Annotated in this window: 20 protein-coding genes; 10 read left to right on the top strand and 10 right to left on the bottom strand. The window is 67.5% G+C overall.

The window, feature by feature from the left end:
• Positions 1-73 precede the first annotated feature (73 nt).
• Positions 74-313 (bottom strand): hypothetical protein, encoded by a 240-nt coding sequence (locus tag ACN0RJ_RS07750; protein WP_417723901.1) that lies wholly within the window; start codon positions 311-313, stop codon positions 74-76.
• A 113-nt stretch (positions 314-426) separates the two neighbouring features.
• Between ACN0RJ_RS07750 and pepN the strand changes: the two genes are divergently transcribed.
• Positions 427-2,976, top strand: coding sequence for an aminopeptidase N (gene pepN / locus ACN0RJ_RS07745; RefSeq protein ID WP_417723900.1), 2,550 nt, complete (start codon positions 427-429; stop codon positions 2,974-2,976).
• Positions 2,973-3,713: an SDR family oxidoreductase gene (locus ACN0RJ_RS07740; protein WP_417723899.1), complete on the top strand. Its 741-nt coding sequence runs from the start codon at positions 2,973-2,975 to the stop codon at positions 3,711-3,713. The genes pepN and ACN0RJ_RS07740 overlap by 4 nt, the downstream gene beginning before the upstream one ends.
• A 79-nt stretch (positions 3,714-3,792) precedes the next feature.
• Here ACN0RJ_RS07740 and ACN0RJ_RS07735 read toward each other — a convergent pair whose 3' ends face one another.
• Positions 3,793-4,647, bottom strand: coding sequence for a transglycosylase SLT domain-containing protein (locus ACN0RJ_RS07735; RefSeq protein ID WP_417723898.1), 855 nt, complete (start codon positions 4,645-4,647; stop codon positions 3,793-3,795).
• Between the two features lie 264 nt (positions 4,648-4,911).
• Here ACN0RJ_RS07735 and ACN0RJ_RS07730 point away from each other — a divergent pair, with 264 nt between their 5' ends.
• A complete protein-coding gene (locus ACN0RJ_RS07730) occupies positions 4,912-6,243 on the top strand; it encodes a hypothetical protein (RefSeq protein ID WP_417723897.1) in 1,332 nt (443 codons plus the stop codon).
• Between the two features lie 35 nt (positions 6,244-6,278).
• On the opposite strand, the gene ACN0RJ_RS07725 is transcribed toward ACN0RJ_RS07730, so the two are convergent.
• Positions 6,279-8,006 (bottom strand): M10 family metallopeptidase C-terminal domain-containing protein, encoded by a 1,728-nt coding sequence (locus tag ACN0RJ_RS07725; RefSeq protein ID WP_417723896.1) that lies wholly within the window; start codon positions 8,004-8,006, stop codon positions 6,279-6,281.
• 136 nt (positions 8,007-8,142) lie between these two features.
• On the opposite strand from ACN0RJ_RS07725, the gene gatB reads away from it, so the two are divergent.
• The gene (gene gatB / locus ACN0RJ_RS07720; RefSeq protein ID WP_417723895.1) at positions 8,143-9,657 is read left to right on the top strand and encodes an Asp-tRNA(Asn)/Glu-tRNA(Gln) amidotransferase subunit GatB; all 1,515 of its coding nucleotides are present in this window, start codon (positions 8,143-8,145) and stop codon (positions 9,655-9,657) included.
• A 379-nt stretch (positions 9,658-10,036) separates the two neighbouring features.
• Positions 10,037-10,594 carry a DUF4177 domain-containing protein gene (locus ACN0RJ_RS07715; protein WP_417723894.1) on the top strand — a complete coding sequence of 186 codons (558 nt, stop codon included), beginning with the start codon at positions 10,037-10,039 and terminating at the stop codon, positions 10,592-10,594.
• 3 nt (positions 10,595-10,597) lie between these two features.
• Here the strand turns inward: ACN0RJ_RS07715 and ACN0RJ_RS07710 are convergent, their stop codons facing one another.
• The gene (locus tag ACN0RJ_RS07710; protein ID WP_417723893.1) at positions 10,598-10,855 is read right to left on the bottom strand and encodes a BolA family protein; all 258 of its coding nucleotides are present in this window, start codon (positions 10,853-10,855) and stop codon (positions 10,598-10,600) included.
• Between the two features lie 73 nt (positions 10,856-10,928).
• Here ACN0RJ_RS07710 and ACN0RJ_RS07705 point away from each other — a divergent pair, with 73 nt between their 5' ends.
• Positions 10,929-11,552, top strand: coding sequence for a J domain-containing protein (locus tag ACN0RJ_RS07705; protein ID WP_417719987.1), 624 nt, complete (start codon positions 10,929-10,931; stop codon positions 11,550-11,552).
• Positions 11,553-11,829: 277 nt separating this feature from the next.
• Here the strand turns inward: ACN0RJ_RS07705 and ACN0RJ_RS07700 are convergent, their stop codons facing one another.
• A complete protein-coding gene (locus ACN0RJ_RS07700; RefSeq protein WP_417719986.1) occupies positions 11,830-12,285 on the bottom strand; it encodes a MarR family winged helix-turn-helix transcriptional regulator in 456 nt (151 codons plus the stop codon).
• Positions 12,286-12,364: 79 nt separating this feature from the next.
• Here ACN0RJ_RS07700 and ACN0RJ_RS07695 point away from each other — a divergent pair, with 79 nt between their 5' ends.
• From ACN0RJ_RS07695 to ACN0RJ_RS07680, 4 genes are read left to right on the top strand one after another with little or no spacing between them, the layout of a single operon-like run.
• Positions 12,365-12,883: a TRAP transporter small permease subunit gene (locus ACN0RJ_RS07695; protein WP_417723892.1), complete on the top strand. Its 519-nt coding sequence runs from the start codon at positions 12,365-12,367 to the stop codon at positions 12,881-12,883.
• Positions 12,853-14,181 (top strand): TRAP transporter large permease, encoded by a 1,329-nt coding sequence (locus tag ACN0RJ_RS07690; protein WP_417723891.1) that lies wholly within the window; start codon positions 12,853-12,855, stop codon positions 14,179-14,181. The genes ACN0RJ_RS07695 and ACN0RJ_RS07690 overlap by 31 nt, the downstream gene beginning before the upstream one ends.
• A 34-nt stretch (positions 14,182-14,215) precedes the next feature.
• Entirely contained in the window at positions 14,216-15,235 is a 1,020-nt protein-coding gene (locus tag ACN0RJ_RS07685; protein WP_417723890.1) for a TRAP transporter substrate-binding protein, read from the top strand.
• 52 nt (positions 15,236-15,287) lie between these two features.
• A complete protein-coding gene (locus ACN0RJ_RS07680; RefSeq protein ID WP_417723889.1) occupies positions 15,288-16,193 on the top strand; it encodes an alpha/beta fold hydrolase in 906 nt (301 codons plus the stop codon).
• Positions 16,194-16,534: 341 nt separating this feature from the next.
• On the opposite strand, the gene msrB is transcribed toward ACN0RJ_RS07680, so the two are convergent.
• The 5 genes from msrB to ACN0RJ_RS07655 all read right to left on the bottom strand — a co-directional run bounded on the left by msrB (position 16,535) and on the right by ACN0RJ_RS07655 (position 20,069).
• A complete protein-coding gene (gene msrB, locus ACN0RJ_RS07675) occupies positions 16,535-17,005 on the bottom strand; it encodes a peptide-methionine (R)-S-oxide reductase MsrB (RefSeq protein WP_417719981.1) in 471 nt (156 codons plus the stop codon).
• A 180-nt stretch (positions 17,006-17,185) separates the two neighbouring features.
• Positions 17,186-17,740 carry a fasciclin domain-containing protein gene (locus ACN0RJ_RS07670; RefSeq protein ID WP_417723888.1) on the bottom strand — a complete coding sequence of 185 codons (555 nt, stop codon included), beginning with the start codon at positions 17,738-17,740 and terminating at the stop codon, positions 17,186-17,188.
• Between the two features lie 129 nt (positions 17,741-17,869).
• The gene (locus ACN0RJ_RS07665) at positions 17,870-18,673 is read right to left on the bottom strand and encodes a lipid II flippase Amj family protein (RefSeq protein WP_417723887.1); all 804 of its coding nucleotides are present in this window, start codon (positions 18,671-18,673) and stop codon (positions 17,870-17,872) included.
• Positions 18,674-18,822: 149 nt separating this feature from the next.
• Positions 18,823-19,518 carry an anti-sigma factor domain-containing protein gene (locus ACN0RJ_RS07660; protein WP_417719978.1) on the bottom strand — a complete coding sequence of 232 codons (696 nt, stop codon included), beginning with the start codon at positions 19,516-19,518 and terminating at the stop codon, positions 18,823-18,825.
• Positions 19,515-20,069, bottom strand: coding sequence for a sigma-70 family RNA polymerase sigma factor (locus ACN0RJ_RS07655; protein WP_417719977.1), 555 nt, complete (start codon positions 20,067-20,069; stop codon positions 19,515-19,517). Before ACN0RJ_RS07655 ends, ACN0RJ_RS07660 begins: the two co-directional genes overlap by 4 nt.
• Between the last annotated feature and the right edge of the window lie 89 nt (positions 20,070-20,158).

Below are 20,158 nucleotides of genomic sequence, written 5' to 3'. Positions count from 1 at the left end.
GGCCGGGTCCCTGCGGGAACCCGGCCTTTCCTTTTCATGCGTGTCGCGGCACGGCGGACCGGACTGCCGCGCCCTACTCGGACGGGGCGGTCGTGGTGCCGCCTGCGGTCGGGGCGGCGGTGTCGCTGCTTTCGACCTGGTCGGCGGTGGTGGGCGCGATGCTTTCCCCGGCATCCGTGTCCGGGTTGAGCGGCCAGAAGGCCAGCCAGCCGAAGAACAGGATGGCCACGAGGATCAGACCGCCCCACATCCCCCACAGCGGCGTGCGGTGGCGGCGCTTCTGTTTGTCGATATCGGTATCGGGTGCAGACATCCGGGGTCTCCTCGAAAATTTGTGGCGGGCGCGGTTGTGGCGCCCATCATGTGAACCTAACACTTGGGCACGCCCGCGGGTTCCGCCGGGCGACGGATCAGGAGAGCGACGCAATGAAGGAAGCCACCCCCCAAACCATCTACCTGAAGGACTACACCCCCTTCGGCTGGCAGGTGGACAGCGTACACCTCACCTTCAAGCTCGCGCCCGAGGCAACCCGCGTAACCTCGCGCATCCGCTTCACGCCCGACCCGGCGGCCCCCGCGCAGGACTTCTTCCTGCATGGAGAGGAGCTGACCCTGATCCGCGCCGCCGTCGACGGGGTCGCGGTCACCCCCGAGGTCACCCCCGAGGGCCTGCGGTGCGCCGTCCCGGACGGTCCCTTCCTCTGGGAAGCCGAGGTCGAGATCGCGCCGGCCAGCAACACCGCGCTGGAAGGGCTCTACATGTCCAACGGCATGTACTGCACCCAGTGCGAGGCAGAGGGCTTTCGCAAGATCACCTATTATCCCGATCGCCCCGACGTGATGTCGGTTTTCACCGTGCGGATCGAAGGCGCGGAGCCGGTGAAACTCTCCAACGGCAATCCCGGCGCGTCCGGCGATGGCTTTGCCGAATGGCACGATCCCTGGCCGAAGCCGGCCTATCTTTTCGCGCTGGTGGCCGGCGACCTCGTGAACCATCCCGACAGCTTCACCACCAGGTCGGGCAGGCAGGTCGAGCTCAACATCTGGGTGCGACCGGGCGACGAGGGCAAATGTGCCTGGGGCATGGAATCGCTCAAGAAGTCGATGACGTGGGACGAGGAGGTCTATGGCCGGGAATACGACCTCGACATCTTCAACATCGTCGCGGTCGACGATTTCAACATGGGCGCGATGGAGAACAAGGGGCTGAACGTGTTCAACTCCTCGGCCGTGCTCGCCTCGCCCGAAACCAGCACGGATGCGAATTTCGAGCGGATCGAGGCGATCATCGCGCACGAGTATTTCCACAACTGGACCGGCAACCGCATCACCTGCCGCGACTGGTTCCAACTGTGCCTCAAGGAGGGTCTGACCGTCTTCCGCGACAGCCAGTTCACCAGCGACATGCGCTCGGCCGAGGTCAAGCGCATCAGCGACGTGATCGACCTGCGCGCCCGCCAGTTCCCCGAGGACCAGGGCCCGCTGTCGCACCCGGTGCGGCCGGAAAGTTTCCAGGAGATCAACAACTTCTACACCGCCACGGTTTACGAGAAGGGTGCCGAGGTCATCGGGATGCTGAAGCGGCTCGTCGGCGACGAGGCCTATGCAAAGGCGCTCGACCTCTATTTCGCGCGGCACGACGGCCAGGCCTGCACCATCGAGGATTGGCTGAAGGTGTTCGAGGATACCACCGGGCGCGATCTGAGCCAGTTCAAGCGCTGGTACAGCCAGTCCGGCACGCCGCATCTGAAGGTCGCGGAAAGCTACGCCGACGGCACCTATACGCTGACCTTTACCCAGCACACGCCGCCGACTCCGGGCCAGTCCGACAAGGCGCCGCAGGTGCTGCCCATCGCGGTCGGCCTGCTGAACCCGAACGGCGACGAGGTGGTGCCGACGACCGTGCTCGAAATGACCGAGGCCGAGCAGAGCTTCACCTTCGAGGGGCTCGCGGCGAAACCCGTCCCGTCGATCCTGCGCGGATTTTCCGCCCCGGTGGTGCTCGACCGCAGCAGCAGCCCGGAGGAGCGCGCCTTTCTGCTGGCGCATGACACCGACGCCTTCAACCGCTGGGAGGCGAACCGCGATCTGGCACGCGAGGGGCTGGTCGCGATGATCACCGAAGGCGCCGCGCCGGACGAGGCCTGGCTCGACGGGCTGCAGAAGGTCATCGCGGACGAGGCGCTGGACCCGGCCTTCCGCGCGCTGATGATGGGCGGGCCGTCGCAGTCCGAGCTGGCGCAGGTGCTGCACGGTCGCGGCATCACCCCGGACCCGGAGGCGATCTGGACCGCCTCCGAAACCCTGCGCGATGCCAAGGCCCGGCGCTGGGCGGGGCTGTTGCCGCGCCTCGCCGACGAGGCCGCCGTGACCGCCCCCTTCAGCCCCGATGCCGAACAGGCGGGCAAGCGCGCGCTCGGCGGCGCGGTGCTGTCGCTGCAGACCCGGATCGACGGCGGCGCCGCGGCCGAAGCGCAGTTCAAGGCCGCCGACAACATGACGCTGCAACTGACCGCCCTCTCCTGCCTCGTCAGCGCCGGTCGGGACGAGGCCGCGCTCGGGGTCTTCGAACGGCAATGGTCCGGCGACCGGCTGGTGATGGACAAGTGGTTCGCGCTCCAGATCGCCGCCACCACCCCCGACAAGGCGGTGGAGCGGGCCGAGGCGCTGACCCGCCATCCGGCCTTCGACATGAAGAACCCCAACCGGTTCCGCGCCACGCTGGGCGGGCTTGCCATGCATCACGCGGGCTTTCACCGCAGGGACGGCGCGGGCTACCGGCTGCTGGCGGACTGGCTCATCCGGCTGGACGCGGTCAACCCGCAGACCACGGCCCGCATGTGCACGGTGTTCCAGACCTGGAAACGCTACGACCCGGACCGCCAGGCGCTGATCCGGGCCGAACTCGAACGCATCGCCGCACGCCCGGGCCTGTCGCGGGACGTGACCGAGATGGTCACGCGGATGCTGTCATGAGCCGCCTGCTGCTGGTCACCGGCGCCAGTGCCGGAATCGGGGCCGCCGTGGCGCGGCTGGCACCGTCGCAGGGCTGGGAGCGCGTGGTGGTGCATTACGGCCGCGATCGCGAGGGCGCCGAGGCGGTGGCCGGGGACATCCGCGCCGAGGGTGCGGAGGCGCTGGTGATGCAGGCCGACGTTGCTGACATGTCCGCCATCGCCGGGCTGTTCGCGCGGATCTCGGAGCTGCCCTCGGGCCCGCTCGATCTGGTCAACAATGCCGGCATCGTCTCGCCCGGCGGTCCCATCGCCGAGCGGACGCCCGAGGTCGTGCGCCGCGTGTTCGAGGTCAACGTCTTCGGCGCCTTCGAGGTCGCCCGGCAGGCCGTGGCCTACATGCGCGCGCACGAGGGCGGCGGCATCGTCAACATTTCCTCGGCGGCGGCGCGGCTGGGCTCGGCGGGCATGTACATCGACTATGCCGCCTCCAAGGGGGCCATCGACACCATGACGCTGGGGCTGGCGGACGAACTTGCCGCCGAGGGCATCCGGGTGAACGCCGTCCGCCCCGGCCTGATCGAAACCGCCATCCACGCCAAGGGCAACGATCCCGACCGGCTGGCCCGGATCGGACATACCCCGCCGCTGGGCCGCCCCGGCGCGGCAAGCGAGGTCGCGGAGGGTGTTCTCTGGCTGCTGTCGGACAAGGCGAGCTACGTGACGCGGACCATCCTGGATGTGACGGGCGGGCGCTGAGCCGGGCCGCAACGAAACGGCGGCGCACCCTCGCCGGGGTCCGCCGCCGTATTTGTGCGTGATGACGGGCGCGCGGCGCTCAGTCGATCGCGTAGTTGCGCAGGTCGCGCTCCAGCGTGCCGGAGGTCGCGATGATCTCGCTGCCGTAAAGCGCAGTGACCCGCGCCGAAGGCACCGCCGGAACGGCCGAGGCGATCTCGGACGAGGGGCGCGCGGCCGGACGATGGGTCGGCCCCGCCGCGAGAAGCTGCGGCGCGTCCATGGTGCCGGGCCGCGCCACCGGGCGCAGCGAACGGGACATGCCGGTGCAGTAATCCTGCGCGCGCGTCCAGGCGATCATGTCCTCGCGCTTCTGGCGGGAATGGAACGGGCCCCAGTCGGCGGCCACGCCGCGCATGTTGCGGCTGACCACGCCGTCGCGCGCGACGGTCCGGGCCATGATGCGCAGGCCGCAGGACAGGTTGAGACGCGGGTCCTTGAGATCCGAGGCCGAGTCGGCCTGGCAACCGTAGCTGCGGGCGGTCGAGGGCAGGATCTGGAGCAATCCGTACCACAGGCCCCCGCCCCCCACGGCGGTCGGCCGGTAGGTGCTTTCGTGCTTGGCCAGCGCCGAGACGAGACCGAGCCAGAACGCCTCCCGGTTCTCGCGGCTGGCGCTCGGATAGGCCGGGCACCAGGTGGCGATATCGGCGGGCACCGTGTCGGGCAGGCGGCTGGCATGGCCGCGCAGCGACGAGAGCACCGTCATGGACCACGCGTTGCGGCCCCCCTTGGTGCCCCAGCGCGCCTTGGGAATGGTCACCCGGCGCGCCACGGGACGCTGAGACATGGAAATGGCCTGCACCGTCGGAGCGGGCAGGAGCGGGGCGGTCGGACCGGCCATCAACGGCGCGGGCAGCAACGCCAAAAGGACACAGAGGATACGCGGCAGCATGGCAGCCGAGGTTGCACAAAGTGTCTCATCGGGCAACCCTGCGGAATGACGCGCGGTTGCGCGATGGGGATAACTTTGGCCGAAATCGGAGGATTTCCGCCTGTTTCGGCGCCAAAACGCTGATCGAGGAGGCATTTCGGGCCGAAAACGCCGCCATTCGTCCCATCGGCCCGCCGCGCCCCGCGAAATCCCCGGGCCTGCCAAAGATGTGCCTCAATCGCTCCGTAGCCTCTGCCCATGAAGCGTACAGGCAGGTTCCCCTCCGTGAAATCCCTCACCGCCCGGGTCGCCGGGCTGCGGCTCCTGCCGCGCGTGGCGCCCGAAGCGGACCCCGCCCGGAGCGCCGACCGCCGTCCCGCACCGGACTGTCCTCCGGGGTCTGCTCCCCCGCGCATCGACATTCCGATGCGGGACGCCTCGCCCGCCTCGGGCGAGCGGGCCCGCCACATGGCGCGCGGTCGCTACCTTGCCCGGCAGGAGGCCTGGAGCACCCTCGCGGACGAGATCGCGGCGGCGGACCTGGGCCGCACCGCGACCACCGGCGGCACGCCGGTCGCGCGGCTTCTGGCCGAAGGCGCCCATGCGGACACGCTCGAAAACGCGCTGGCGGCGGTCGACCGCAACGACCCCACCTCGGCCCGGCGGATCGTCCACGCGCTGCAGGACGGTATCGACGGCATCGGGGACAGACCGCATCTGGTGCTGATCCCCGGCCTGGCGCATCTGGCCGTCGCCCGCGCCTGGGAGGGTCGCCCCGGCGCGCCGGAACCCACTCCGCTGCGGCGCGACGCCCGCGCCCAGCACCTGGAATCGGCGCAGCGGCTGATCGACCGGCACGACCCGCTGGAACAGGATTCGCCCGCGCTCGCCGCGCTGCGCTGCGCCGTGCTCGACCTGCAGCCGCGCCCGGCCTCGCGGGTGTCGGACGATTACGAAGACCTGATCGACCTCGATCCCGCCTGTTTCGAACACATGCGCGCCTTCGGACGCGACCTGATGCCGACCCGGTTCGGCAATTGGGAGAAGCTGGACCTCGAAGCGCGCCGCACCGCCGGGCGGTCCTCGGACATCTGGGGCACCGGTGCCTATGCCTGGGTGTGGTTCGACGTGCTCGCCACCGATCCCGATGCTTTCGACCACGTCGACGCGGAGCTGTTTGCCGAAGCCCTGCACGACATCCTCGAGCGCCGCCCCGACCAGTATACGGCCAATCTGCTCGCGGCCTATTGCGGTCTGACATTGTCGGGGGCGGCGCAGGCCCGGTCGGCACGGGCGCGCATCGCGGGATGCTTCGACTGGATCGTGCAGGATCATCTGCGCGAAGTGCACCCCGATCTCTGGGCGCTGGCCCGCCCGGTGCCGGGGGTCGAGGATCTGGGGATTTCGCTGCGCCGCGGCCAGGTCCGGGCGCTGTCCACGCTCGGCGAGCATTTCGCCCGCCATCTTGCCCGCGGCCGCCAGGTGATCTTTCACGAAGGCGGGGTGGAGCTGCGCCCCTCGGGCTGCGCGTCCTGCCCGCTCGCTCCCTGTTCGGCGCTGGCCTTTCCCAAGCTGGTGCTGGCCGAGGATCATCCTGCCGGCCCGACCGGCGCCTGACACCGCCCTGCCCCTGCGGCGCGGCTCAGATCAGATCAGATCAGGAAATTGTCGTCCGAGAGCGTGCGCAGGCCGCTCAGCTCGAGTTCGAAATCCGCCACGGCATCGCCGTCGAGGTCGGCCTGCACCAGCGTGATCCCCCCGACCTGCTGGTAGCGCAACTCTCCCGCCGTGCCGGAAAAGGCCGCGCTGCCCACAAAGTCGAAACCCTGCTTGCCCCCGGTCGTCACGTCGGCATCGAGGCGGCGGATCTCGATCCGGTCGTAGCCGGGCTGGAAATCGGTGATGACATCGCGGTTGCCCGCGCCGGGCGCGCTTTCGGCGGCCGAGAAATAGATGTAGCGGTCGCGTTCCGCCGGCGCCCCGCCGGTCATCACGTCGGCCCCGAGGTTGCCGTAGATGGCATCCTGCCCGCCGCCGCCGATGATGCGGTCGTCCCCCGCCCGCCCGTAGAGACGATCCCAGCCGCTGCCGCCCTCGATCCGGTTGTCGGTGCCGTCGCCGCGCAGGTTGTCCGAAAACCGCCCGCCCGAGAGGTTCTCGATCCCGATGAAGACGTCGCCTTCGGCCGCGCCAGCGGAAAAGAAGCGGACGAATTCCTGCGAGGACACGTCCTGCTGAAGATCGGCGATGACCCGGCCCGAGGCATCGGCGAAGGCGGCGGTGTCGATCCCGTCGCCGCCCGACAGACGGTCCGCCCCGGCGCCGCCGCTCAGCAGATCGTCCGCCTCGCCACCGTCGAGCGTGTCGTTGCCCGGACCGCCCTCGAGCGTGTCCGCCCCGCCGATCGCCACGTGGGACGCGCCGTAATGGGGCGCGGTGTCGGTCTGCCAGTCGCCGCGCAGGATGTCGTCGCCCGCACCCCCCTGCAGCAGGTCGCCGTCCTCGCCGCCGACCAGGTAATCCGCGCCGAGCCCGCCGCTCAGGTGATCCGTTCCGATGTGACCGAACAGCGTGTCGTTCCCCGCCTCGCCGCGCAGCGTGTCGTCGCCGAGGAACCCCCCGACCAGATCGTCGCCCGCCCCGGCGGAAAGATCGTCATGCAGGCTGGTGGCCGCGATCTCCGATGAGGCCTCGCCCCAGCGCTGGGTCACGACCATCGCCCCCGTGTCGACGTCGAGGCTCTGCCACCCCGGGGCGAAGGGGTGCGGCGTGCCGTCGCCGTAGAGCTCGGCCATCGCCTGCCCGTCGAAGGTGCCGAGGCTGCGCACCGAATAGTCCAGATAGCTGACCATGATCGTGTAGCGCTCGGTCTGATAGGAGGGCTCCAGCGTCACCTCCCCCTCGTTCGGGTGCTTGAGGCCCAGCGCGTGGCCGATCTCGTGCAGGATCAGCACCAGCGGCAAGTTGGCCATGATTCCGGTGTCGATGAAGATGTCGCCCCCGATGCGGGCGGACTCGCCGTACCAGTTCCCGACGGTGCGGTTCGGGTAGAAGGCATAGCCCGACTGGTTGGGCCCGAAGACCGCTTCGAGGGAAAAGTCGTAATTGCCGAAGATGATGTCGCCGTTGCCGCTGGTGTCCTCGACGAAGACCAGACCGCTGACGCCCTCCCACATGTCTAGCGCGGTGCGCGTCGTCGCCCGTTGCGCGGCGGTGAACGGCACCTCGCTGAACAGGAAGCGGTCCGACACGAGGTCGTTGTCCAGCATGTACCCCATGGGGCCGTCGACGAAGGAATAGGTCAGCACGGTCGGCACGCCGGGCGCCGAGGTCCAGCTTGCCCCGGACGGCAGGGCGGTGAAATCGGAAACGCTCGGCATGGGACCTCCGTCGAACTGGCCTGACGGGATCGAAGGTAGCCGCGCAGGGGCACGGCCGCAATCTCCGGCCCGGCGGCCTCTTGCCCGCGGGGGAGCGGTGCCCTAGAACCGCTGCGATCTGACAAGGAGCCATGGCATGCTGGATTTGACCTACAAGGCGCCCGAACCCAAGGTGATCGCCGGGGCAAAGCACGACTGGGAACTGGTGATCGGGATGGAGGTCCATGCCCAGGTCGCCTCGAAGGCCAAGCTGTTTTCCGGCGCCTCGACCCGCTTCGGCGCGGAGCCGAATTCCAACGTCGCCTTCGTGGACGCGGCCATGCCCGGCATGCTGCCCGTCATCAACGAATATTGCGTGGAACAGGCCGTGCGCACCGGGCTGGGCCTGAAGGCGCAGATCAATCTGAAATCGGCCTTCGACCGCAAGAACTACTTCTACCCGGACCTGCCGCAGGGCTACCAGATCTCGCAGCTCTATCACCCCATCGTCGGCGAGGGCGAAGTGCTGGTCGACATGGAGCCGGGGATCGCGCGCCTCGTGCGGATCGAACGCATCCACATCGAACAGGACGCGGGCAAGTCGATCCACGACATGGACCCGAACATGTCCTTCGTCGACCTCAACCGCACCGGCGTCGCGCTGATGGAGATCGTCTCGCGCCCCGACATCCGCGGGCCGGAAGAGGCCGCCGCCTACATCGCCAAGCTGCGCCAGATCCTGCGCTATCTCGGCACCTGCGACGGCAACATGCAGAACGGCAACCTGCGGGCGGACGTGAACGTCTCGGTCTGCCGCCCCGGCCAGTACGAAAAGTACCAGGCGACGCAGGATTTCTCGCATCTCGGCACCCGCTGCGAGATCAAGAACATGAACTCCATGCGGTTCATCCAGCAGGCCATCGACTACGAGGCCCGGCGCCAGATCGGCATTCTGGAGAACGGCGGCTCCATCGACCAGGAAACGCGGCTCTATGATCCCGACAAGGGCGAGACGCGCTCGATGCGCTCCAAGGAAGAGGCGCACGACTACCGCTATTTCCCCGACCCCGACCTGCTCCCGCTCGAGATCGAACAGGGCTGGGTGGACGATATCGCCGCCTCGCTGCCGGAACTGCCGGACGCCAAGAAGGCGCGGTTCGTCAAGGACTTCGGCCTGTCGGAATATGACGCGGGCGTGCTGACCGCCGAAGTGGTGAGCGCCGCCTATTTCGAAGAGGTCGCGGGGGCTGCGGGCGACGGCAAGCTGGCCGCGAACTGGGTCATCAACGAACTCTTCGGGCGGCTCAAGAAGGAAGATCACGACATCACCCAAAGCCCGGTGAGCCCGGCGCAGCTGGCCGGGATCATCCGCCTCATCAAGTCCGACGCCATCTCGGGCAAGATCGCCAAGGACCTGTTCGAGATCGTCTACACCGAGGGCGGCGATCCCGAGGCCATCGTCGAGGAACGGGGGATGAAGCAGGTGACCGACACCGGCGCCATCGAAACCGCCGTGGACGAGATCATCGCCGCCAACCCCGAGCAGGTTGAAAAGGCCAAGCAGAACCCGAAACTTGCGGGCTGGTTCGTCGGCCAGGTCATGAAGGCGACAGGCGGCAAGGCCAACCCGAAGGCGGTGAACGAACTGGTGGCGAAAAAGCTCGCCGAGTGAGGCGGCAGGCTTTCCATGACTTTCCGAAGGGCGCTCCGGCCGCGGGGCGCCCTTTTTCGTGGCGCACTGCCCCCTGGCGGGCCGCCTCGGCGCAAGATTCCGTTCTGCACCCTGCCGAAAGTTAACGAAACGTAAGGAATCCCCCACTCGCGCGCAATAAAGCGGAAGGGGTAAAGTCCTGATACCGGGTCCGTGAGTAGCTCGGAACCCCACCCAGGATTGTTCGGGAACGGGGGAAAAGATGTACCGACACGCATAGTGCGACGACATTTTCATCCGGCCGGGGAGCGCATCCCGAGGGACGCTCCCCGGTCCTTTCCCCGGGGTGACGAGGTGAACGGCGCCTGATAGGATGCGGAAAAGCCGCAGGAAACATCCGATGCAGACGTATGAATACAAGGTCGTCCCCGCCCCCGCGAAGGGGGAGAAGGCAAAGGGAATCAAGAGCGCCGAAGGCCGCTTTGCCTTTGCCATCGAGCGCGTGATGAACGACATGGCCGCGGAGGGCTGGGAATACCAGCGCGCCGAGACGCTCCCGAGCGAAGAGCGCAGCGGCCTGACGTCGAGCCAGTCGGTCTGGCGCAATCTCCTGGTGTTCCGGCGCCCCGTCGCGCCCGCCGCCGAGACGGTGGCACCGACTGTCGCCGCGCCCGCAGTCGCGGCGCCGGCGGTCTCCGCCCCGGTCGTCGCGGCGCCTGCCCCGGCTCCGGCCGTCGCGGCTCCTCCGCCCCCTGACGAGGATGACATCCCCGACGAGGATCCCGTGCCCACGAATCCCGCCACCGCCACCACGGTGGACGAGGAATTTCCGGCGCTGCGCCCCGCTCCCCGCCGCCCCGTCACCGACAACGGCGTCGAGTTGACCGAGGATCACGATGCGCCGAGCCCGATCCTGACCCTGCGGGCGCAGAAGCTGCGCGGCGACACCACCGACTAGCGCTCAGACCCCGAGGTCGAGCGACAGCGCGTGAATTTCCCCGACCAGCGTCGGGCCGAGCGCCCGGTGCACCGCGCGATGTTGCTGGATGCGGCTCATCCCCTCGAAACGGGCCGAGCGCAGCCTTACATGGAAATGGCTTTCCCCGCCCTCCTGGTAGCCGGCGTGGCCGACATGGCGCTGACTGTCGTCCCGCACCTCGATCTCCGTGGGCGCAAAGGCCTCGTCCAGTTTTGTCCTGATTTCCGCCGAGCGTGACATTTTTCGTCCCCTGCCTCTTTTCGTTCACTGTGGATTGTCTAAACTCCCTCGTCCGAGTCGAAAAGGTGAGACCATGAGCAGAAACGACCCCTTCGGTTTCGACATGTCGATCAAGTCGGCGAAGAAGAAGAATCCGCGCGGTCGGCGTGGCATGTCCGGCGAGCAGGAAACCTCGACGCGGATCTGCGACCATGACGGCTGCAACGAGCCGGGCAAGTTCCGCGCCCCCAAGGCGCCGGACGTGCTGGATGAATTCCTGTGGTTCTGCAAGGACCACGTCCGGGAATACAATCTTCAATGGAACTTCTTCCACGGCAAGACCGAAGCCGAAATGAACGCCCAGATGACCGACGACAAGGTCTGGGAACGCAAGACCAAGGATTACCGCGACCCCGAGGAACGCGCCTGGGCGCGCCTGGGGATCGAGGATCCGCATCAGGTGCTGGGCCAGAACGCCACCCGCAACCCGGGCCGCAGCGGTGGCGGCGGGCGCAAGCTGCCGCCGACCGAAAAGCGCGCGCTCGAAATCCTCGAACTGAAGGATGCCGAAACCAAGGCCGAGGTGCGCAAGGCCTACAAGTCGCTGATCAAGGTCCTGCATCCGGACATGAACGGCGGCGACCGCTCTCAGGAAGAGCAGTTGCAGCAGGTGGTCTGGGCCTGGGACCAGATCAAGGACAGCCGGTACTTCAAATAGGCCGCCGGCCCCGGATCACGGGGCCCGCCAAGGTCTCCGGTCGCGCCCATCCACGGCGCGACCGGCAACCCCGGCCACCCGGTTCGCAACCGGATCAACAATTGGACATCGTCGCGCTGTCGCCTTCGGCACCCGGCGCATCGCCATGGGCGGCCCGGTGAAGACGTCCATGCCGAGCGCGGCCAGTGACCTTTTCCGGATCAGATCCGCGGTTGCAGGCCCCCGCCTCAGGCAGCGAAGGCGGGTGCGCTACGCTCGTGCCGACGCGGGCGGTGCCTCAACTGCGCCAGCTTTCCACGTCACGCGCCACCTTGTCGAGAAGGCACAGCAGGTCGGACCGTTCCTGCCGTGACAGCACGCCCAGCATCCTTTGTTCGCCCTGCGCGAACCGCATCATGATCTCGTCATGCACCCTGCGCCCTTCGGGCGTGATCCGGAGAACCTGTCGCCGGGTGTCGTCCCGGTCGCGGCTGCGGACGAGGTAACCCTTCCTTTCCAGCGATGCGACGCCCCGGCTGACGGTGTTCGAGGGTTGTTCCGTCACCTCGCAAATGTCGCGCGCATGAACGTCGTCGCGAAAGGCGAGACACATCAGAACGGTCAGTTCCGGCCGGATGATGCCGAAATCCCTTTCCATCTGGCGCAGGATCGGTTCCCGCCAGAAATTGGTCAGGAAGGCCAGCCGGTAGCCGATGCCGAAAGGGGGCGCGTCGAGGATGTCGATCAGCTTCATGACTCGATCATAACCAAAGAAAAAGATTGCTCCAGATGGAAATATATCGTTCCATATGGAGCTAAATGGGAGGAGAGAGATGGGCAAGTCGCTGGAGCGCTTGTCCCTGACCGTGCTTGGCGCGTGTCTGGTGGGCATGATGTTCGTGATCGTGGTGCAGGTGGCCTGCAGTGCGTTCGACCTCAATCCATTGGTGGCATTCGACCGCGCGCGGGCCCTGGTCGGTGGCGCGATCACGCTGAATTCCCTGCTGGATCTGCAATGGCACCTGCTGGTGATCACCGGGCTGTTGCCCGCGGGTCTGGTCTGGATGATGGACGGCCACGTCCGTGTCGACTTTTTGTATCAGACCTTCCGGCCACGCAGGCAGGCGCGCATCAACCTCGCCGGAAACCTGATCTTTGCCGCGCCCTTCCTGGCGCTGGCGCTTCCCGCCGCGTGGAATTTCACCAGCCGCGCCTGGCGCTCCGACGAAGGGTCGAGCAACGGCGGCCTCGCCGACCTTTGGCTGATCAAGGCGATCCTGCCGCTCGGACTGGCGCTGTTGGCGGTGGCCGTGCTGGTGGAATGTTGGCGCCTGCTGCGGGCGGTGCGCTGATGGAGCCATTGCTGCCCCTCGCCATGGCCGCCCTGACGCTGGCCGGAATCATGGCCGGCTATCGCGTCGGCATGGTCCTCGCCGGCTCGGCGGCGCTGTTCATCCTGGTGTCGGACCTCCCCACGGCATTCTTCAACCTGCTGGTCAGCCGCATCTACGCCAACGTGCTGTCGAACTGGCTGCTGGTGGCGATCCCCATGTTCATCTTCATGGGACTGATCCTGGAAATGTCGGGCGTGGCGGAACGATCCCTGCGCGCGGCGCAGCGTGCCCTTGGCGGCAGTGCCGCGGGGATGGGGATTTCCGTGCTGGTGATCGGCGTGTTGCTCGCGGCCTCCTCGGGGATCGTGGGCGCGTCGGTCGTTCTGCTGGCGCTGCTGGCGCTGCCCCGGTTGCAGGAGACCGGGTTCGACAAACCGACCTCGGCGGGGCTGATCGCCGCCTCGGGCACGCTGGCGATCCTGATTCCGCCGTCGATCATGCTGATCGTGCTGGGCGACCAGTTGCAGACCCCGGTGCCGGACATGTTCGCCGGGGCCATCGGGCCGGGGCTGCTTCTGGTGGCGGTCTACGGCGCGTTCGTCATCTGGAAGGCGCGCGGCCTGCCCGCCCTGCCCCGCACCGACCGCCCCGCGCCCCTGCGGCTGCTGTTCGACCTCGGACCGCTGCTGGTTCTGGTGGTCACCGTGCTCGGCTCCATCGTCGCGGGGATTGCCACCCCGACCGAGGCCAGCGGCCTCGGCGCGTTCGGCGCGCTGCTCATCACCCTGCTCTACGGCAGGTTCAGCATCGCCATGCTGATGAACGCGGCCCGCCGGACCGTCGTCACCACGGCGCTGGTGCTGTTCGTGATGATCGGGGCGACATGCTTTTCAGCGGTGTTCAAGGGCATCGGCGGAGATGACATGGTGTCGGCGGCGATCATGGCCTTCGGCACCGACCCCTATACCGTTCTGGCTGTGGTCATGGTGGCGATCTTCATTCTCGGCTTCGTGCTCGACTGGCTCGAGATCACGCTGATCCTGCTGCCGATCTTCGCCCCCGTGGTTGCGGGGCTCGATTTCGGCAACGGGCTGACCGGGCAGGACACGAAGATCTGGTTCGGCATTCTCGTGGCGATCAACCTGCAGACCTCGTTCCTGACGCCGCCCTTCGGCTTTTCGCTGTTCTACCTGCGCGGGGCGGCGGGCGATGCGCTGAGCACGCGACAGATCTATCGCGGTGTGCTGCCCTTCATCGGCCTGCAGGTGCTGGTGCTGGTGCTGCTGATCCTGTTTCCCCGGTTTATCACGGGCTGATCACCGGGTTCACATCATGAAAGGGAGGAACCTCATGAAAACCACCATCCTGACGGCCGCGCTTGCGGCCCTGACGGCCACCGCCGCGGCGGCGGACAGCTACACCTTGCAAAGCGCCTTTCCCGGCCTGCCGGTTCTCGACCCGACCGCGAAGCGCTTTGTCCGGACCGTCGAGACCCTGACCGGGGGCGAGGTCGCCTTCGACTACCTTCTGGCGGGGGAACTGTCGCCTCCGGGCGAGATCTTCGACAACGTCAGCGCCGGGGCGATCGACGCGGGGTGGTCCTTTGCCGGCTATGCGGCGGGCAAGGAACCGGCGGCGGCGCTGTTCGGCTCGGTGCCGTTCGGCGGCGACCCGCTGTCCTACATCGGCTGGCTGAACCATGGCGGCGGGCTGGAACTGTGGCGCGAACTCTACGCGCCCTACAACCTCGTGCCCATGGCCTGCGGCGTGATCCTGTCCGAGGCAGGCGGCTGGTACACGAAGGATATCAACACCCCCGAGGACATCCAGGGTCTGAACATCCGCATCGGCGGGTTGGGCGGCACGATCCTCGGAAAGCTGGGGGCCAACGCCATGAGCCTGCCTGCGGGCGAGATTTCCACCTCGCTCGAAACCGGGCGACTGGATGCGACCGAGCTCAGCTTTCCGCTGGTGGACAAGCTGATGGGCTTCGATGCGGTGGCCAAGAACTACTACTTCCCCGGCTGGCACCAGCCCGCGGGCTTCATCGAGTTCTACATGAACAAGGACAAGTGGGACGCGCTGACCGACGCGCAGCGCACCGCCATCGAGGTATCCTGCGCCGATGCGGATCTCTATGCGCTCGGCGTCGCGGCCGGAGCCCAGAGCGAAGTGCTGGACGGATTCCGCGCCAACGGTGTCAACGTCCAGCGTCTTCCCGACAGCGTCCTGGACGCGCTGCGCAAGGCGGCGGACGAGGTCTATGCCGAGGAATCCGCCAAGGACGAGATGTTCAAGCGGGTGATCGACAGCTATCGCGCCTACGCTGCGAGCTACAACGAATATCAGGCCCTGTCTGATCTGAACTGACCCCATGGCCCCCGCGGTGCGTCTGCGCCGCGGGGCAGTTTCGGAGGGTCCAGTGCCCCACAGCTCTTCCTACCGTTTGCGTGATTTCGGGTCCTACACCGCGGGCGGACGCATCGCCGAGGTGACCACCGGCACGCCCCGCCGGGTGAATTTCACCCGCACCGCGTCCTTCGAGGTCGATCCGCGCGGCCATTTCGCCATCGAACATGCCTATGTGCAGTATTTCCTCCCCGAGGCCCGCAACGCGGAGCCGCCGGTGGTCCTGCTGCACGGCGGCGGCATGTCCGGCAGTTGCTGGGACAAGACGCCGGACGGGCGGCCCGGCTGGCTGCAGATGCTGCTCGCGCTGGGATACGAGGTGCACGTGGTCGACAACGTGGAACGGGGACGTGCCGGGTTTGCCCCCGGTCACTGGCAGGGCGAGCCGTTGCTGCGCAGCATGGAGGAGGCCTGGACCCTGTTCCGCATCGGTCCCCGCGAGGGCTTTGCATCCCGCACACCGTTCGAAGGTCAGCAATTCCCGGCCGGGCAGTTCGATACCTTCGCCCGCTGGTTCGTGCCGCGCTGGCTGACCACCTCGGGCGTACAGGCCGATGCCCTGCTGGCCGTGTTGGAGCGCACGGGCCCCGCCATCGTGATCTGCCACAGCCAGGGCGGTGAAATCGCCTTTGATGCACACCGCCGCGACCCGGCCCGCTTTGCCGCGATCATCGCACTGGAACCCTCGGGCTATCCCGACGATGCCGCCGAATTGAGCGCAACGCCGACCCGCATCATTGCCGGCGACTACCTGGATGCGGACCCGGCCTGGATCGGGCGCCGCGCCGCCTGGAGCGCGCTGGCGTCGGGCGAAAACGTCACGTTCATCGAGGCGCCGGACATCGGCACCGGCAACAGCCACATGCTGATGTGCGACCGGAATGCGAGAGAAATCCTCGACCTTGCCCTGACGTTCTGATCCCTCCGGCCGACCGCAGGACGCCGATCCTGCTTGCCCCGTGACTCCGTCGCGCAGCATCAGACGGGCAATCGGCGGGACGTGCCGGTCCCGCAGCGCGGCCCCTTCCGGAGGGTTCGGGCATTCCGGTGCACAAACGCATGGACACACCCCTTAAGGTTGTGTTACCTTGATTGTGTTCGCGGAATTCTCACGCGGGCAGTGCTCACTTTCCCTGAACAGGCACTCACGGACCGAACCGGCCTGCGCATCTGTCCCCTGGGTGCGCAGGCCATTCGTCTTGCGGACACGAAAACACCCTCCGGCGGGCCGGAAGGTGCGATCTGCGGTTCGGGCCGGGTTCAGGCCGCGGCGAACTTCAGCGACACGCCGTTCATGCAGTAGCGCAGGCCGGTCGGCTTCGGCCCGTCGTCGAAGACGTGACCCAGGTGCGATCCGCACCGGCGGCAATGCACTTCGGTACGGGTGCCGAACAGCGAACGGTCGGGCTTGGTCTCGATCGCGTTGTCGAGCGGCGCATAGAAGGATGGCCAGCCGGTGCCGCTTTCGAACTTGGTCGTGGAGGAATAGAGCGGCAGGTCGCAGCCCTTGCACAGGAAGGTGCCTGCGCGCTTTTCGTCGTTCAGCGGCGAGGTGAAGGCGCGTTCGGTGCCCTCTTCGCGCATCACGGAATATTCCAGATCGCTCAGCATCGCGCGCCATTCGGCATCGGTGCGGCTCACTTCGAAGGTCTTTGCGGCCATGCCCTTCCCGGCCAGAGGGGCGAGGCCGAGCGCGGCAGCTGTGGTGGTCAGAAATCCTCGGCGCGTCATGGTGGTGTCCTCCTCGGGTCGTATGAAAGGATGTGCCCCCGGCCGGTCACACACAAGCCGGGGGCGTCGCACGTTTGCGAGAGAGCCCTGTAACGTTGGGGAAAGCAGGGCTCCGGCAGGGACGCACGATGGTCTGCGCCCGGCTGGACAGGGGATGAACGTGCCGGGCGCAAGGGGATCTTACATCGCGGGCAGGAGAACCCGGTCGATGACGTGGATCACGCCGTTGGACTGCTTCACGTCGGCGATGGTGACATGCGCGGTACGGCCCTGCTCGTCGGTGAGGGAAATCCGGTCGCCGTCCATCTTGGCCTGGAGCGAGCAGCCGCCCACGGTCGGAACCGGGTGCATGCCGCCGTCATCCGCGATCATCTTGCCGATGGCGTCGGACATGGCCGAGGTGGCGACCACGTGGCAGGTCAGGATCTTGGCGAGCTGCGCCTTGTTCTCGTCCATCATCAGCTGGTTGAGGCTGTCGGAGGAGATCTTGCCGAAGGCTTCGTTGGTCGGTGCAAAGACGGTGAACGGACCTTCGGAGTTCAGCGTGTCGACCAGACCGGCCTGCTTGACGGCCGCGACGAGGGTGGTGTGATCGGCCGAGTTCACGGCGTTCTCGACGATGGTCTTGTTCGCGTACATCGGCGCACCGCCGACCATCGGGTTCTCGGCGGCAAAGGCCGGCGCGGTGAGGGTGGCAAGGGCTGCGGCGATCAGGGTGGTCTTGAGAGTGGTCATCTTCGTTCCTCCGGTTTGCAAAATGCCCGGCCTTTCCGGCGGGGTCACAAGCACACACGGAAGTCGTGCAAAGGAAGTTTCAGGAAAATCGTCACGCCCGTTCACGGAGGCGTGAGGTGCAGGGCGGGGTCAGAGCACCTCCGCAACCTTCGCGATGACCGCGGCCGACGGGACCAGCAGCGCCTGCGCCGCCAGGGTTCCGGCAAACCGGCTGGCCACCATCCAGAAGATCAGGCGCCGCAGGTGGCCTTCGCTCGACCGGCCGGAGGCGGCGTCGTCGGTCATGGCCGAAACATGCGGGTCGATGAAGACGAACATGACGATGGTCGCGACTCCGTTCACCAGAGAGGAGAGCGAGGCCGCCGTGACCCTGAGTTCCGGCGTGATGACCCCCGCATAGACCGAGGCGAGCACGCCCACGGTCCAGAGCGCGGTCGCCGCGAAGTTCAGCCCGATGACGAGAAGCGGCAGGTCGGTGACGGCAAGCGCGCCGCGAAGCGTGGCATAGCGCGGCAGGGTCGCCGCGCGCAGCATGGCGCTGACGCCCGCGGGCGAAAGGGTGCGGCGCAGGAGCTTCAGCATGGAGCGTCTGCGGTGGAAATGCGCGACCGACACCGTGGCCATGCGCTGGAAGCTGGGCAGCAGCACCCCGCCCGCCAGCGTCGCCGCCGAGGCCGCCACGAGGACGAGCATCAGGTCGTGGCGCAGCGCCTCGGTCACCGAACCGGCGATGGCGAGTTCGACCCGCTTGGCCAGAAGCGGCCCCTGAAAGGCGTTCGACAGGCGCGAGATCAGCACGAGGCTGTTGAACAGAGAAAAGGCGATGGCCAGGTGGCCGGTGCGCACGCCGGCGATGCGAAAGGCATAGGCCAGCGTACCGATGAGATGAATGACGAATGTCAGCGCGAGGATGACTGCCAGCTGCGAATCCAAGATGCCGCCCTGCCCGAGGTGAAGCCCCCGGCGCGACAGTCCGCCGGGGGCGATCCGCCCCCGGCGCGTCCTGCCCGCCGGTCGAGCAGCGCCTAGCAGATGTCGGATGCCGGTGCCATCTCCACGAATGTGGGCGCGCGGCCCCTCGCCTAGCGGATCTCCAGAGCTCCGCTCGCCACCACGGCGCCGGTCGGCGCGCCGGTGGGCGAGCCGCCGAGCGGTTCGTCCGATAGCGCCACGGTCGCCCCTGGAAGCTGCTGCGCGATCTCGCGCGGCAGCGGGATCTGGGTGAGGGTCACGCTCGGATCGACGACGCCGATGGAGACCGGTGCGGACTCCGGTCCGGCGATCATCCAGATTTCCAGCGACCGGTCCGTCGGCAGGTCGCCCGCGTCGTGGCGCACCATGAAGGTTCCGCTTTCGGGGGCGTAGTGGGCCAGCATGACCAGCCCCTGTTCGGGCACCCGGAGATCGGCCCAGAGATCGGGTTCCGGCGGTCCGAAGGTCAGCAGGCCGGAAATCATCACCCCCCAGGCAATCGCGGCCGCCGCGACGGCACCGGCGAGGTAGGGCATGATCTGTCTCCAGAACGGCGCCCGGCGCTTGCCGAAGAGCTGCGCCTCGACCCGGCGCAGGACCTGCGGCGGCGGAGCGACGGCGGGAATGGGATCGGTGAGGGAGGCAAAGTATTCCTCCCATGCCTCGACATCCTGCCGCAGATCGCGGTCACGGGCGAGACGGCTTTCGAAGTCGCGTCTTTCATCCTCCGGCAAAAGGCCGAGGACATATTCCGCCGCTGCGGCTTCCCAGCCGCCCGGTAGATCAGTTTCCTCCGGCCCGCTCATCGGCTCAGACACTCCCTCAGTTGCATCAGGCTGCGGCGCAGCCAGGTTCTCACGGTGTTGAGCTTGGTCCCGGTGGCGGTCGCAAGCTCGGTGTAGGTCGCGCCTTCGAGATAGGCGCGTCGGACCATCTCGGCCCGTTCGGGTGGCAGTTCCGCCATGCAGGCGGCCAGCGCCTGCGCTTCGGAACGCGCCTCGGCCTGCTGGGCAGGTCCGGGCGCGGGGTCGGCCAGAAGGTCGACCGCGTCGATCGGTTCGACCTTGCGGTTGCCCGCGTTGCGACGGCGCAGCCGGTCGATCGAGGCATTCCGCGCGAGGGTGATGAGCCATGTCATAGGGGAAAACCCGTTGACGCGGTACTGCCCGGCGCGGTGCCAGACCTTCATGAAAACGTCCTGCAATGCCTCCTCTGCAAGCGCCCTGTCATTCAAGACACGCAGGCAGACGCCGAAGAGTTTCGCGGCCGTCCGTTCATAAAGCAGACGGAAGGCGGCACGGTCGCCCATCGCGATGCGGGAGATCAGATCTTCGATTTCGGCTTGGGGTGTGGTCAAGGTGCGGCCGGAGTTGAGAAAAAGGGCGTGTCGCGGGCAAGGTAGCCCGCCCGGTGCGGCACGGCAAACCCTATCGGTGCAGGGCTGCG

The sequence above is a fragment of the Salipiger sp. genome, assembly GCF_048261495.1.
Taxonomy (GTDB): Bacteria; Pseudomonadota; Alphaproteobacteria; order Rhodobacterales; family Rhodobacteraceae; genus Salipiger.
Note: the sequence above shows the minus strand (reverse complement) of the source record. Positions and strands in the feature narration are given on the sequence as shown.